The sequence below is a fragment of the Nocardia sp. NPDC005746 genome (assembly GCF_040630785.1).
Taxonomy (GTDB): Bacteria; Actinomycetota; Actinomycetes; order Mycobacteriales; family Mycobacteriaceae; genus Nocardia.
Map to the genome: position 1 here is coordinate 181,807 of NZ_JBEXYE010000001.1, position 13,872 is coordinate 195,678.

Annotated in this window: 14 protein-coding genes; 7 read left to right on the forward strand and 7 right to left on the reverse strand. The window is 67.8% G+C overall.

All coding sequences use genetic code 11. The features are described from left to right. Window positions 1–36: 36 nt before the first annotated feature. Window positions 37–1,374, reverse strand: a complete 1,338-nt coding sequence (locus ABZ412_RS00830) for an acetyl-CoA acetyltransferase (protein WP_357274724.1) — start codon at window positions 1,372–1,374, stop codon at window positions 37–39. Between the two features lie 336 nt (window positions 1,375–1,710). Between ABZ412_RS00830 and ABZ412_RS00835 the strand changes: the two genes are divergently transcribed. From ABZ412_RS00835 to ABZ412_RS00850, 4 genes are all read left to right on the forward strand, one after another. Next, a complete protein-coding gene (locus ABZ412_RS00835; RefSeq protein WP_357274726.1) occupies window positions 1,711–2,541 on the forward strand; it encodes a hypothetical protein in 831 nt (276 codons plus the stop codon). Between the two features lie 40 nt (window positions 2,542–2,581). After that, on the forward strand, window positions 2,582–4,510 hold the full coding sequence (locus tag ABZ412_RS00840; RefSeq protein WP_357274728.1) for a fumarate reductase/succinate dehydrogenase flavoprotein subunit: 1,929 nt from the start codon (window positions 2,582–2,584) through the stop codon (window positions 4,508–4,510). Between the two features lie 2 nt (window positions 4,511–4,512). Further along, on the forward strand, window positions 4,513–5,259 hold the full coding sequence (locus tag ABZ412_RS00845; RefSeq protein ID WP_357274730.1) for a succinate dehydrogenase/fumarate reductase iron-sulfur subunit: 747 nt from the start codon (window positions 4,513–4,515) through the stop codon (window positions 5,257–5,259). Window positions 5,260–5,405: 146 nt separating this feature from the next. Beyond that, complete coding sequence (locus ABZ412_RS00850; RefSeq protein WP_357274732.1) at window positions 5,406–5,603, forward strand: hypothetical protein; 198 nt, start codon at window positions 5,406–5,408, stop codon at window positions 5,601–5,603. A gap of 98 nt (window positions 5,604–5,701) precedes the next feature. Here the strand turns inward: ABZ412_RS00850 and ABZ412_RS00855 are convergent, their stop codons facing one another. Both ABZ412_RS00855 and ABZ412_RS00860 read right to left on the reverse strand, forming a co-directional pair. After that, window positions 5,702–5,905: a DUF397 domain-containing protein gene (locus ABZ412_RS00855; RefSeq protein ID WP_357274734.1), complete on the reverse strand. Its 204-nt coding sequence runs from the start codon at window positions 5,903–5,905 to the stop codon at window positions 5,702–5,704. Next, window positions 5,902–6,789 (reverse strand): helix-turn-helix transcriptional regulator, encoded by an 888-nt coding sequence (locus ABZ412_RS00860; protein WP_357274736.1) that lies wholly within the window; start codon window positions 6,787–6,789, stop codon window positions 5,902–5,904. Before ABZ412_RS00860 ends, ABZ412_RS00855 begins: the two co-directional genes overlap by 4 nt. 253 nt (window positions 6,790–7,042) lie before the next feature. Between ABZ412_RS00860 and ABZ412_RS00865 the strand changes: the two genes are divergently transcribed. The 3 genes from ABZ412_RS00865 to ABZ412_RS00875 all read left to right on the forward strand — a co-directional run bounded on the left by ABZ412_RS00865 (window position 7,043) and on the right by ABZ412_RS00875 (window position 8,918). Further along, entirely contained in the window at window positions 7,043–7,246 is a 204-nt protein-coding gene (locus ABZ412_RS00865; RefSeq protein WP_357088694.1) for a hypothetical protein, read from the forward strand. A gap of 338 nt (window positions 7,247–7,584) precedes the next feature. Next, complete coding sequence (locus tag ABZ412_RS00870) at window positions 7,585–8,055, forward strand: GNAT family N-acetyltransferase (protein WP_357274739.1); 471 nt, start codon at window positions 7,585–7,587, stop codon at window positions 8,053–8,055. A gap of 2 nt (window positions 8,056–8,057) precedes the next feature. After that, the gene (locus ABZ412_RS00875; protein ID WP_357274740.1) at window positions 8,058–8,918 is read left to right on the forward strand and encodes a hypothetical protein; all 861 of its coding nucleotides are present in this window, start codon (window positions 8,058–8,060) and stop codon (window positions 8,916–8,918) included. A gap of 9 nt (window positions 8,919–8,927) precedes the next feature. Here ABZ412_RS00875 and ABZ412_RS00880 read toward each other — a convergent pair whose 3' ends face one another. Genes ABZ412_RS00880 through ABZ412_RS00895 form a run of 4 tightly spaced genes read right to left on the reverse strand, consistent with a single transcriptional unit; the run spans window position 8,928 to window position 13,779 of the window. Continuing rightward, complete coding sequence (locus ABZ412_RS00880; RefSeq protein ID WP_357274742.1) at window positions 8,928–9,911, reverse strand: SCO2521 family protein; 984 nt, start codon at window positions 9,909–9,911, stop codon at window positions 8,928–8,930. A gap of 12 nt (window positions 9,912–9,923) precedes the next feature. After that, complete coding sequence (locus ABZ412_RS00885) at window positions 9,924–10,973, reverse strand: SCO2522 family protein (RefSeq protein ID WP_357274745.1); 1,050 nt, start codon at window positions 10,971–10,973, stop codon at window positions 9,924–9,926. Continuing rightward, window positions 10,970–11,902 (reverse strand): SCO2523 family variant P-loop protein, encoded by a 933-nt coding sequence (locus tag ABZ412_RS00890; RefSeq protein ID WP_357274747.1) that lies wholly within the window; start codon window positions 11,900–11,902, stop codon window positions 10,970–10,972. The genes ABZ412_RS00885 and ABZ412_RS00890 overlap by 4 nt, the downstream gene beginning before the upstream one ends. Then, the gene (locus tag ABZ412_RS00895) at window positions 11,899–13,779 is read right to left on the reverse strand and encodes an SCO2524 family protein (RefSeq protein WP_357274749.1); all 1,881 of its coding nucleotides are present in this window, start codon (window positions 13,777–13,779) and stop codon (window positions 11,899–11,901) included. The genes ABZ412_RS00890 and ABZ412_RS00895 overlap by 4 nt, the downstream gene beginning before the upstream one ends. Between the last annotated feature and the right edge of the window lie 93 nt (window positions 13,780–13,872).

Consider the following 13,872-nt stretch of genomic DNA (forward strand, 5'->3'; position numbering starts at 1 on the left):
GCTGTAGCGCGCCGATGAGCCGCGCATGGGGATCAGTCAGGGGCGGTGACGACCTCGACCGGAGCGCCGGCCGCCCGCGCCACGGAAGCGCGCACCGCGCGGCGTCTCGGAAACCGGTGTTCGATCCGGTGATTCGAAGATCGCCGCCAGGGCGGTGTCGGGGCCCGCGGGGGTGACCGCCAGGCCGAGTCCGCCTTCCCGGCGAGCCAATTCGTACAGCATGGTGGTGACCATGCGCAGGCCCGCGGCGCCGCCCGGCTCGCCCAGGGCGATCGACCCGCCGTGCACATTCAGGCGGCCATCCGCGGGGTCCGCGATACCGCCCGCGTGTTCCGCCGACCCACCGGCGTGTTCCGTCAGGCCCAGCACGCGGGCCAGCGCCAGAACCTCGACGGCGGACGATTCCTCGACCTCCAGCAAGGCCAGATCGGACAATTCGAATCCATTGCGCCACAGGGTCTTCGCGATCGCACCGGTGGCGGCCGGAGCGGTGGCGTCGGCGGGCGCGGCGGCGCTGGCCCAGTCCATCAGGTAGGCCAGGGGTTCCAGGCCCAGGTCGGCGAGGCGGTCCTCGGCGACCACCAGGCAGGCCGAGGCGGCGAGGCCACGGGTGCTGCTGTTGGCGGCGGTGGTCACCCCGCCGGGGCGGAACGGGGGCAGGGCGGCGAAGGCGCGGTGCGAGACATCGTCGCGCAGGCCCTCGTCGCGGTCGACCAGACGCACCACCTCGGAGTTCGGGTCGTCCGGTCGGGCACACACGACCGTCGGCGCGATCTCGGCTCCGAAGACGCCCTGCCGGTGAGCGCGGGCCGCGCGGCGGTGGCTGACCGCGGCGAAGTCGTCGGCGGCGGTCCGGTCCAGGCCGTGGTGGCGGGCCAGCTGTTCGGTCCGCACCGAATCCGCTTGTCCGCGTGCCGGTTCCGTGGCCCACAGCGCGATCTGCTCGTCGGTGCTGGGGCCGGCGTCCGGAGCTCCGGGCCCGGCGGCGGGCGTCCGGACGCTGGCGAATTGCGCGGCAAACGACGGTGCGGCACAAGGATATTCGGCCCCCACGGCCAGCACCACGCCCGCCGCGCCGGACCGCACCATCATGGTGGCGGTGATCAGGGCACGCAGGCCGCTGCCAGGTCCGGATCCGACGGTGAATTCGCCGAGCTCGGGGGACAGCCCGCAGCGTGGCAGCGCGGGGCGGATGACGCCGGGGTCGGGCACGGCGGTGACCAGCTGTTCCACCCGGAGCGGGTCGATGCCGGACCGGCCGAGCACCGCCCCAATAGCCGTGCCGACCAGACGGTTCGGCGGCACCGCGGCGAGCGCGCCGCCGGGCAGGCCCACCGGTGTGCGCATCGGCATGACGATGGCGGCACGTCTCATCATCGGCTCCCTTCCAGCCCTCATCAGGGGGACAGGCCACCACACCCTTGTTGCTGCCGTGTGACGGTGTGTAACCGGCGAAAACAACCCTCCGGAGCTGCGCAGTCACGCCACGGCCAATCCCGGTGACAGCCCGCCGAGTTCGCGCGATTGCCGTTTGTTCACTACACGAACGAACCGCGAAAGTTCGCAGGAAATGTGGCGTAAATCACTGGATCACGAAATAGCTGATGCGAGCTCGAGTAATAGCACTCCTGTCGTAGGGTGCTCACCATCACATTCGATGCCGGAGGTAACGATGACGTTCCACGGGGTAGAGCAGCGAGGCAGGCCGCAGTGAGCGCCGCACCAGTCAAGGCTTCTGAATCGAGTACCGGGGTTTTCAGCAGGGGTCGGGCCGCCATCGCGGCACGCACACTGCGCACCGACCGGTGGTGGTTGCCGCCGGCATTGACGGTGCTCGGACTGGGGGCGTTCGTCGTCTACGCGACCGTCAGATCCTTTGTGCGGACCGCGTATTGGGTGAACGACTTCCACTATCTGACACCGTTCTATTCGCCCTGCCTGAGCGCTTCGTGCGTCGAGGGCTCGAGCCACTTCGGCACCCCGATCGGCCACCTGCCCATGTGGATTCCGCTGGGCTTCCTGGTGCTGCCGTTCCTGTTGCTGTTCCGGCTCACCTGTTACTACTACCGCAAGGCCTACTACCGGTCGGTGTGGATGTCCCCGCCGGCCTGCGCGGTGGCCGAGCCGCACGCCAAATATTCTGGGGAGACCAAGCTTCCGCTGATCATCCAGAACGCGCACCGCTACTTCTTCTACGTCGCGGTGATCATCTCGGTGATCAACACCTACGACGCGGTGATCTCCTTCCACGCCAAGGACGGTGGCTTCGGCATCGGCCTGGGCACGGCGATCATCACCGGGAACGCCCTGCTGCTGTGGGCGTACACGCTGTCGTGCCACTCCTGCCGGCACATCGCGGGCGGGCGGCTCAAGCACTTCTCGCAGCACCCGGTGCGCTACCGCTTCTGGACCGTGGTGTCGAAGCTGAACACCCGGCACATGCAGTTGGCCTGGACCACGCTGGGCACGCTGGTCCTCACCGATTTCTACGTCATGCTGGTCGCGAGCGGAACCATCTCCGATCCTCGCCTCATCGGCTGACAGTCCTCTATTCCTCAGTCTCCCAGGAGTATTCGGTTCCATGCCTGAAGTCGAGCGGCACAAGTACGACGTCGTCGTGATCGGTGCCGGCGGTGCCGGTCTGCGTGCGGTGATCGAGGCCCGCGAACACGGGTTGTCGGTGGCGGTGGTCTGCAAGTCCCTGTTCGGCAAGGCGCACACCGTCATGGCCGAGGGCGGCTGCGCGGCCGCCATGGGCAACGCCAACGAGAAGGACAGCTGGCAGGTCCATTTCAAGGACACCATGCGCGGTGGAAAGTTCCTCAACAACTGGCGCATGGCCGAACTCCACGCCCAGGAGGCGCCCGACCGGGTGTGGGAGCTGGAAACCTATGGGGCGCTGTTCGATCGAACCCCGGACGGGCGGATCAGCCAGCGCAACTTCGGCGGCCACACCTATCCGCGGCTGGCGCACGTCGGTGACCGCACCGGCCTCGAGATCATCCGCACCATGCAGCAGAAGATCGTCTCGCTGCAGCAGGAGGATTTCGCGCAGACCGGCGACTACGAGGCGCGGATCAAGATCTTCGCCGAGTGCACCATCACCGAACTGCTCAAGGACGGCGACAAGATCTCCGGGGCCTTCGGCTACTGGCGGGAATCGGGCCGCTTCATCCTGTTCGAGACGCCCGCGGTGGTCATCGCCACCGGCGGCGTCGGCAAGTCCTACAAGGTGACCTCGAACTCCTGGGAGTACACCGGCGACGGCCACGCGCTCGCGCTGCGCGCCGGGGCCTCGCTGATCAATATGGAGTTCCTGCAGTTCCATCCGACCGGCATGGTCTGGCCGCCCTCGGTGAAGGGCATCCTGGTCACCGAGGGTGTGCGCGGCGACGGCGGGGTGCTCAAGAACTCCGACGGCAAGCGATTCATGTTCGACTACATCCCGCCGGTGTTCAAGGGGCAGTACGCCGAGAGCATCGAGGAGGCGGACCAGTGGTTGAAGGACAACGACTCCGCCCGCCGCACCCCGGACCTGCTGCCCCGTGACGAGGTGGCGCGTGCCATCAACGAAGAGGTGAAGGCGGGACGCGGCACCGAACACGGCGGCGTGTACCTCGACATCGCCTCGCGGCTGCCCGCCGACCAGATCATCAAGCGGCTGCCGTCCATGCACCACCAGTTCAAGGAGCTGGCGGACGTGGACATCACGAAGGAGCCGATGGAGGTCGGGCCGACCTGCCACTACGTCATGGGCGGCATCGAGGTCGACCCGGACACCCAGGCGGCGAAGGTGCCGGGCCTGTTCGCGGCCGGGGAGTGCGCGGGCGGCCTGCACGGATCCAACCGGCTCGGCGGGAACTCACTGTCGGACCTGCTGGTGTTCGGCCGTCGCGCCGGACTGGGCGCGGCCACCTACGTGGAGCAGCTGGCCGCACGGCCCAAGATCTCCGACACCGATATCGCCGCGGCCGCGAAAGCGGCGGTGACGCCGTTCGATCCGCCGGACGAGGGCCGGGGGGAGAACCCCTACACCCTGCACATGGACCTGCAGCAGACCATGAACGACCTGGTCGGCATCATCCGCAAGGAACACGAGCTGAAGCAGGCCGTGGAGAAGCTGTCCGAACTGCGCGACCGCTACGACCACGTCACCGTGGAGGGGCACCGGCAGTTCAACCCGGGCTGGCACCTGGCCATCGACCTGCGCAACATGCTGCTGATCAGCGAATGCGTCGCGCAGGCGGCGTTGTTGCGCACCGAGAGCCGCGGCGGTCACACCCGCGATGACCACCCGGGCATGGATCCGGTGTGGCGGAATCAGTTGCTGGTCTGCACGATCGGCGAGGACGAGGTCGGCTTCTCGGTGCCCGCGGTCACCGTCACCTCCGAGGCCCAGATCCCGATGCGCGCCGAGCTGCTGCGGCTGTTCGACCTGGCCGAACTCGAAAAGTATTACACCCCCGCCGATCTCGCGGAGCTGCGGGACGACGCCGGAAAGGCGGAATAGCCATGGGTTATCAGGCGAAGTTCAAGGTGTGGCGCGGCGATACCGAGGGCGGCGGCCTGCACGACTTCACCGTGGAGGTGAACGAGGGCGAGGTGGTGCTCGACATCATCCACCGCCTGCAGGCCACCCAGGCCCCGGATCTGGCGGTGCGCTGGAACTGCAAGGCGGGCAAGTGCGGTTCCTGCTCGGCCGAGGTGAACGGCCGGCCGCGGCTGCTGTGCATGACCCGGATGTCGACGTTCACCGAGGACGAAGTGGTGACGGTGACGCCGATGCGCACCTTCCCCGTGATTCGCGACCTGGTCACGGATGTGTCGTTCAATTATCGGAAGGCGCGCGAGGTCCCGTCGTTCACACCGCCGGTGGATCTGAAGCCGGGTGATTATCGGATGCAGCAGGCCGACGTGGAACGGTCACAGGAATTCCGCAAGTGCATCGAGTGCTTCCTGTGCCAGAACACCTGTCATGTGGTGCGCGATCACGAGGACAACAAGCACGCGTTCTCCGGCCCGCGTTACCTGATGCGTATTGCGGAACTCGAAATGCATCCTCTCGATGTGGCGGATCGCCGTGATCTGGCGCAAGAGGACGCCGGGCTGGGCTACTGCAATATCACGAAGTGCTGCACCGAGGTGTGCCCCGAGCACATCAAGATCACCGACAATGCGCTGATCCCACTCAAGGAACGCGTGGTGGACCGGAAATACGATCCGATCGTCTGGCTGGGAAACAAACTGTTCCGTCGCTGACGATCACCACAGAAAATCTGGCACCGGGGCCCCGCGCACCAGTGCGGGGCCCCGGATTCCCAGCGCTGAGAGTTGATCACGAAACGGCAGCCGTTCAGCAACGAAACCATGTTTACGCGCGTTAAAACATGGGTATCCAACTATTCGTGGACCGAGGACTGAAGAATGCACGTCCCCGGTACCGCAAATTGGGTCCTGACGACTGGGTCGAACGGCTGATCGTAGGGATGCTCTTCGCGGTATCGGCGATGGGCGTATACATACTGACCGGCGCTTTGATGCCTTCGGTCGCGATCGGTGTGCTGGTGGCCGCCGTCGCGATCGGAGTAGTCGCGATTCTCTGAGTGTGATCGTGAACGACCGATGCCGAGGTGTGCGGGCAATGGAGCCCGCGCACCTCGTTCAGTTTCTCAGCGCTCGCGAATCGTCCGCCGCACGTGAATCACCTGTCGAAGCACCCGTTTTCGAGGCCGGCGGTGAACGACGACCACTCCGCGGCGCCGAACACCAGCGCCGGCCCCTGCGGATTCTTGCTGTCCCGCACGCCGACCCGGCCCGCGGGCAGGAACGCCACTTCGACGCATTCCTTACCGGCCCCGCTGCGGCTGCTCTTGAACCAGCGGGCCCCGGAAAGCTCCACACTCATGCCGAATACTCCTTCGCCACCTGCCGCAGCAGGCTTCTGCTGTCCTGAACGTCCAACGCGCAGCGTTCCAGCCCCGCCTGGGCCCGGCGATAACGCTGAACGTCGCCCTGTCTCTCGAGATACAGATCGCCGGTGAACCCCTCCACGTAGACCACCGGGGGCTCCACCGGCTGCCCCTTGCCGTCGGATCCGAACTCCAGGATCACGAACGGGCCGGTCGAAAGTCCCAGGGGGACACCGGCGGCGAAGGGCAGAATGCGCAGGACGACATTGGACCGGGTACTCAGTTCCGCCAAGTGCCGCACCTGCGCCGCCATCACCCTTGCACCTCCCACCAGGCGGCGCAATACCGATTCGTGCAACACCATGGCGATCGCGGCCGGGCGCATGCGCCGGGTGATCATGGCCTGGCGCTGCATACGCAGCTGAACGCGCCGATCCACCTCGGCCGCCGTCTCTTCCGGGTATCCGAGCCGGTTCAGGGCCCTTGCGTAGTCGGAGGTCTGCAGCAGGCCCGGCACCAGTTCCGATTGGTAGCAGGACAACTGCTGCGCGGATGCCTCCAAACCCACGTAGACGTCGAAGTTCTCGGGAATCAGGTCGCCGTAGGAGTGCCACCAGCTCTTGACGGCCGCCTGCTGCGCCAAACCCTTGAGTCCGTCGGCGATTTGGGCGGGGATCCCGTAGATCCGGCACAGCTCCTGGATGTCGATGGTGCGGATGCGGTCCGCGTTGCCCTTCTCCAGCCGCTGCAGGGTGCTGGCGCCCCACTCCATCAGCTTGGCGGCCTCGGCGATGGTCAATCCTGCCTGGATACGCCAGTCCCGTAGGTAGCGGCCGAGCTGGCGGCGCGGCAGGGTGGATGACGCGGGACCTTCTGACACAACACGCTCCATTCGCGTTCGCGGGCATGGATCGGGGGACGCGAGGTTCGTCCACTATGGAGAATCGTCCTCTCCCAAGTGGATTCGCTGCTGGGAATTCGCGCAATTTTGCGTTCTCCTTGTCGAAATTCGCCCGCTTGGCGTCTGCTCGTGGTGTGCTAGATATGTGCCCGGAGCGGTGTAGCTAGGCCCCTTTCCTTTCCTGAACCTCCGGGCACTTCAGGAACCAGCGGGAACGAGGAGTGGTCTGGACATGCAACTGACGTCCCTCAATTTGCACATCGCCGTTTTGTCGCGCTGCCGCCGGGATCCGGGGGTGATGACCGCCGAACAGGCACACGCAGCAATGCAATTGCACCTCGATTGCACCGTGCAGACCTGCAAGGTGCGTCGACGAGCCCGGGCCACCCTGGTGGAGGAGGGACGGTGCGTGCTCGACGAGCGCGCGTTGCCATGACGTCCATCGAACCGGCGCACTCGGGCTTCGACCGGGTCGTGTATCGGCTGTTGTGGCTGGTGCTCGACACCCGTTCCACGCGCCATCGCACCCGGAAGTTTTCGCGGTCCGGGACATACCGGGGAATCCCCCGGCCGCGATAAACGCTGCGGCACAGCGCTTTCGAACGCCCCGCGCCTAACCTCCGGGCGACGGCGGCGTGGTCCCCACCGCGTGCAGCAGCGCGGTTCGGCCCGTTCGTTCCACAGACGGCGAGCGGGCCGAACCGCACCCATCCTTCGGCGTGACGCTTACCCTGGAATCCATCGCACTTGCGCCCGGGGTGGAGGGGAACACCGTTGTTGGCCTTCGAAGAGCCGGATATTCCGGTATGTCGGACTGCGTCGCTGGCGGATCTGGACGCCATTCGAGCGCTCGAGGTGGTCGAGTTCGAACATCTCGCGTATCCGTATTTCGTTCTGCGGCAATTGTTCGAATTACACGGAGCAAACTGGACGGTTGCTGAAGATGCGGGGGAGGTGTGCGGGTATGTCCTCACCGCCATCGACGGCGACGGCACGGCGTGGTTCCTCGGCTTCGCCGTGGCTTCCGCCTGCCGCGGCCGCGGTTTCGGCCGGGTCCTGCTGGAAGCCGCGCTGGCCCACTGCCGCAAGGTCCACGCCGAACAGGTCTACGTGACCGTGAAGCCGGGCAATCGCACCGCCTATCACCTGTACAAGGAGGTCGGGTTCGCCTGGGCGGACCACGAGCCCACCTACTTCGGCGCCGATGAGCCCCGAGATGTGCTGGTGCACAGGATCTACCATTGATCATGCTCGAGAGAAACGCGCCGTCGTCACCCTTCGTGGCCGATATGAGCATGCGGATCGAGCGCCACGCCGACGCCTACGGCGAGAGCATCACCGAATTCCTCGCCCAGCCACACGGATTGCGGCGGCGCGCCACCGAGCAACCCCTGCTGGATCTGTTCACCCGGCACACCGAGGCGGTGGTCGCCACCTACGATCCGCCCGGAATCCGCCGGGCCGGCGACAGTCTCGTCTTCGGCCACATCTACGCGCCCGCGCTGCTCCGCCCGGCCGGGTCGGATCCGCAGGCCGTGCCGGTCAACCAGCTGCTCGCGGCGCTCATCGCCGCGGAGGTCGAGTTCCGGGGCCCGCTCCGGCTGAGCCGCACCCAGAATCGGCTGCTCGCCGAGGCGTACGAACGTCTGGGACGTCCGCTCGTCCAGGCCGGACTGCCCGGCCACGCCGCCCTGGCCTATCGGCGCGCGGGCAGTCTGTACCGCATCGACGAGGACACCGACGCCGAGGACCGCTGCGGGCTCGCGCTGGCCCGGGCCCGGCGGCAGGCGCAGCCGCAGGCCTGGAGGCGGCTCGGCGGCCTGGTCCCGGATCTGGTCTGCGGCTACGGGTATCGGCCGTTCCGGATGCTGTGGTTCGTGGTGTTCCAGCTCCTGGTCTTCACCGGCGCGGTGGCGTTGCGCGCGGAGCAGCCGGTGGCCGTGACCGTGTACCAGGTGCTGATGAACTACCTGAACCCGCTCGGTATCGGCGACACCGATCACCTGCGGGTGGGCGGCCGGGCGGTGTTCGTCACCGAGGCGTACACCGGTGCGGTCACCATGTCGGTGTTCTTCGCCCTGCTGGTGCGCCGCTGGTTCCGGCTCTGAGCACCGCCATCACCACTGCACGGTGCTGATCTTGGAGCTGCGCAGCGCTTCCAGGGTGGCCACCGCCAGCCGGTCGCGCAGGTGCCCGACCTGCGCGGTCCACTGCCGGGTGAAACCGGGATCGGATTCCAGCCGGGTCCACAGTTCGCGCAGCCGGGGCGGGGTGTGCGCACCCGGCATCCACAGGTGCACCAATTGTTCGAGCAGCGGAGCCAGTTCGCCTGTGGGATCGCGTTCGAGCACGGGACGATTCGCGTCCGACAACGCGGCGGCGAGGGTGGACAGCAGCCAGTCGTGGACGGCGAGGTCTTCGCAGAAGCGCTGAACCCCGGCCAGGTCCCGGACAGTCGGCACCATGATCCGGACAGACCGGGTGTTCTCGTCCTCCAGCCGGAAGGCGAACAGCGTCCGCCCCCGCGCGCTCCCATCCACCGGCGGCGCGACGCGCGCGGCCCAGCGCAGCCGAGTCGCCCCGGAGTGCACCGGCGGATCCTGGTCCAGCCGCGGATCGGTGCGCACCCGGGTGAGTAGCCGTTCGCTGATCGAGCCGAGGTCGAGGGTGGTGGCGCTGGACGCCTCCAGGAAGCCCTCGGTGAGGTCGACCGCCGTGGCGGTGTCGTCGCCGACGCGGTGCACCAGTTCGACGGTCCCGGCCCGGCTCAGATAGTGCGACCAGGGCCGCCGGTTCTGATTGGCCGCCCGCACCACACTGGAGCAGGCCGAACTCTGGATCACCCGGCCGCCGACCAGTACGGCGTGCGCGGCCACCGTGCCGATGGCCCGGCTGTCGGACCGCGACACCGTCGCCAGTCGGCAGTCCACGCCCACCGGTGTGGTCGGCGAGATGGCCAGCGCCAGTGGGCGTTCCCGCATCAGCACCCGCTGCCCAGGCAGCAGCGAGAGCAGCGCCGACGCTTCCCGCGCCGCCAGTCCCCCCGCATTCGGCAGCAGCGCGGTGCGCACCTCCCCCAGCAGGACCAGCGGATCGCTCATACGGCGGCCACCTCAGACGTCACCGAGGAACAGGTGGTTCAACCGGCGGGTGGCCTGACGCGGCACCGCGACCGGAATCCGTTCGCCCGCACCGCGTTCGGCGAGCTTGGCGTGCACATCGTCGTCGAGTTGCAGGTGGTCCAGGATCACCCGCACCGCGTGCTCGATACCCAGGTAGCTGTAGGGCAACACCGACAGCGCCCGATAGGCGGCGAACGGTTTGGCCTGCGGATTCAGCTGCACCACCGCGGGCAGCCGCGACCACTCCTCGGGCCACGGGTCGCCCCACGCCACCGGGGCGGCCACCATGGCGCCCTCGTCGCGAATCATCCCCAGCCGCAACAACTGCCAGATGGAGGCGAGGAACGGGCAGGACCAGAGGATGCGCTCCACCTGCTGTCCGGCCACCTCCTCGAGCCGGCGACTCCACAGCTGGACGTCCAGGAAGATGGAGTGGTTGCGGGCCCCGAACTCCTCCGGTGGCCGGTACCGCGCGATCCGCATGGCCTGTCCGGCATCGTATTCCGAGGAGCGGCGGCCGTTGCACAGCCAGCCGGATTCGACGGTGGGCGGGCGGCGTCCGGTGCTGTCGCGTTCGGGTTCGGCGACGATGCGCGCCGCCATCATCTCGGCCAGCCGCACCGGTTCGCCCACGGGTTCACCGTCCAGGAACGCCGGCACCTCCGCGCACCCGGCCTCACGGGCCAGGTAGTCGATGCGGACCTCGCATTCCTCCGCGGCGGTCAGCAGTTTCTCGAGCACGTGCCGGGGGTCGGCGACGCGGCGGGCGTCGCGGCCGCGGCCCGGGGTGCGGCCCCAGAAGTAGTCGTCGACCAGGAAGCAGGTGCTGACCCGCGCACCCGGGCCGAATTCCTTTTCGGCGGCCGCGATCTGGGTCTCGACGATGGGCGCGACCTTGCGCAGTTGCGCGCGGATCCGGTCGACGCCGTTCACCAGCTCGTCCATGTAGAAGTGCCCGACCTCGATGGACAGGTGCGAGAGCGGCTGCCCGGCCACGCGGTTGCGTTCGCCGGCCTCGCTGTAATCGGTCGCGGAGCTCATCTGCGTATCTCCACCTGTTCCCAGACGGCGTCGTTCATGAGTTTCTCGGTGAGCGTGCGGAACGCGTCCACGGTCTCGGCATTGGCGACGTGGGCGGCGACATCCACATCCAGGATCACCTGCTCCCGGCATTGCAGCATCGGTTCCACCGGGGTCTGGCCCAGTATCCCGCTCGGACCCATCCCGTGCCGGTTGGCCGCGCGGGTCAGGGTGTTGTGTTGTTCCTGCAGCCAGGCGGCCTGGGCCGGACGCAGCCCGGCGGTGCGGTTCAGTTCGGGTACCGCGATGCGGACGAAGCGCAGCGAGTTCAGCAGTCCGGTGCGGTCGTGTCCCCACGCCTCCCCGGTGGCCAGCACCCCGTGGTCGTCGTGCACCAGGCCGCGGGCGGCGGCGATGTGCTGGCGGGTCCAGCGATGGAAGATGAGCCACCGGCACACCGCGCGCGACAACTGCGACTGCTTGGTCGCGCTGAGCGCGAGCGCCAGGGCGATGGAGCGGCCCGCGCTCAGATCCACGAAGGTGACGTCGAATTCCTGCTCGCAGGTGGCGAACAGAGCGGCGCAGCGGTCGATCATGCGCTCGTCGAGGGTGGTGAACTCGGAGCCCCCGAGATCACCGGGGAACAGCACCAGGCGGCCCGAGGGATGCCGGGACCGGCTCAGTTCCATCCGGTCGGTCTCCGAGCGCACGCTCAGCCGGGCGGGGGAGCCGTTCTCGTTGAGCAGGTACGCGTGCAGGCCGGTGCCGTCACGCACCCCGTTGTCGATGCGGCTGATCTCGAAAGTCCCGCCCGCGGTGGGCGATCCGAAATCGAAGTCCAGATAGGCGACCTTGTGGCCCTTCATGCTCAGCCAGTACGCCATATTGCAGCTGGTGACCGAGCGGCCGGTGCCGCCCTTGTCGGACGCGGAGAACACGAGCACGGTCATTCGCTCCTGGTGGCGTCGAGCCGGGCATAGGCGAGTTCGTCCAGCTCCAGGAGAGCCTGCGAGGCCAGACTGACGGCGGTGCCCGGGCGCTCGTCGATGAGTGTGCGGGCCCGTTCCAAGCGTTGCTCGGCCAGCGCCAATGCGGTACGGCCCGCGGTGATGTCGGTTTCGCTGAGCTCCAGTATCTCCCGGTTGAGCAGGTGTTCGGCCTCGGTGAGCAGCTCCATCGCGCGGGTCGCCGAGTTCGGCGCGCGCAGTGGCGGTTCCCGGTACATGCGGGCGGCGGTCACCATGCACTCGACCACACGCTCGGTGAGATACCAGGACGGCAGATGCGAATCGCTGCCGCCGAAGATGCGGCTGGGGTCGTCCCAGAGGCCGGTGGCCGGTCCCTCACGGAAGGCGCGCAGATCGAGGTGGTCCATGGTGGCCTGGGCCAGCGCCATCAGCTGATCCCGGGTCTCGATGGTGCCGGAGAGCCGCGCCGCCTGCAGGGTGCGCTTCAAAAGCACCGTGGCGTAATCGGATACGGTCCACAGCAGCAGTGGGCCGTCCAGCTCCTCGCTGCCCAGCAGGCGCAGGCTCACGCCCGGGGTGTGCATGGTGCGGGCCGGGTCCCCGGCGGTGAAGCGGCGGATGATGCGGCCGCGGCGGGCCAGTTCGTCGAAGATGGTGGCGGCGCGATCCAGGTCGTCGTCATTGGCCTCGCGGTTGAGCAGATCCTGCATGAGGACCGCGGACACGATGAGACTGAAGTAGTCGGACTCCTCGCCGTCGGAGGTGCGCCACGGAATGTCCTCCAGCGGCCAGCGGCCATTGCCGAAGCGGGCCACCGCCGCCCAGTAGCGCTGAGCCAGATCCCAGCGCAGCTGCAGCGCCTCGGCCAGACGCCGCTGCTCGGGATCGAGCAGGTCGAGTTCGCGGGTGCGCTGCGAGGTGAGGTCGTTGATGCCGTCCAGCGCCACCACGGTGAAATGCAGGTAGGGGCGGGCGACGGCGTGGCCCGGCTGCTGCGCGACGGGCAGGTCGACGAAGTCGATGTCGGCGGCCTTGCGCACGATGGCCCAGCTCCAGCCGCATTCGAACAGCATGTCCGAGCTGTCCAGGTCGACGCCCTCGATCTGGCTCAGGGTGGCGTCGTTGCGTAGTCGGATCCGGACCCGGTCCAGGCGGTCCCGCACCGCCCGTACCACCGTGTCGGTGGAACCGCCCGTCTGATTCAGCATCGACAACATGGCCTGCCCCGCCGGGGACTTGGGCGTCACCGTGTTCACCACGAAACTGCGGATCAGCCCCACCATCGCGGCGGTCAGGCGGGTATTGATGTGCGCGTCGAGGCGGTCGATGCGGGGGCCCAGGTCGATGGCGGTCCGGTTTCGCCGGCCCACCGCCAGCGCCGACACCGGACCGCTGAAGCCGCGCAGGAACTTCAGGGCGGCCAGGCACAGGGTCAGCGACATCGAATAGGAGTCGACGACTTCGAGCGCGTGCTGGTCCGAGGTCGGCTCGGCGCCGTCGGAGGAGGCCAGATAGCTGCCCGCGGCGAAGTTCGGCAGTTCCTTGCCGGTATCCGGATCGTGGTCGGTGTGCCGTTCGACGTACTGCTCGAGCAGCCACACCACCCGCTCGCCGATCCGCAGGCCGTCATCGCCCAGTGGGGACAGCACCGCGAGGATGTCGTCGGCGATCTCGTCGGGCGTCTCCAGGCCGAATCCGTCGATCTCGGTGGCCGGATACAACAGGCACAGCAGCTGTTCGGCGTCGCTGATGGAGTTGGAGCCGTTGCGGCCGCCCCAGACCCAGGCCCCGTCCTGGTAGCACGCGGTCAGCAGCGACCGCCAGACTCCGAGGATCTGTTCCCGTGGCTTGATTCTCATCGACGCCGTCCCCTGCCCTGTCGTGGCCAGCCTCGCCGTCATCGCGATGTACGAGCGCGGCACAAACTATCATGCGCCGACGCCGCGCACCGG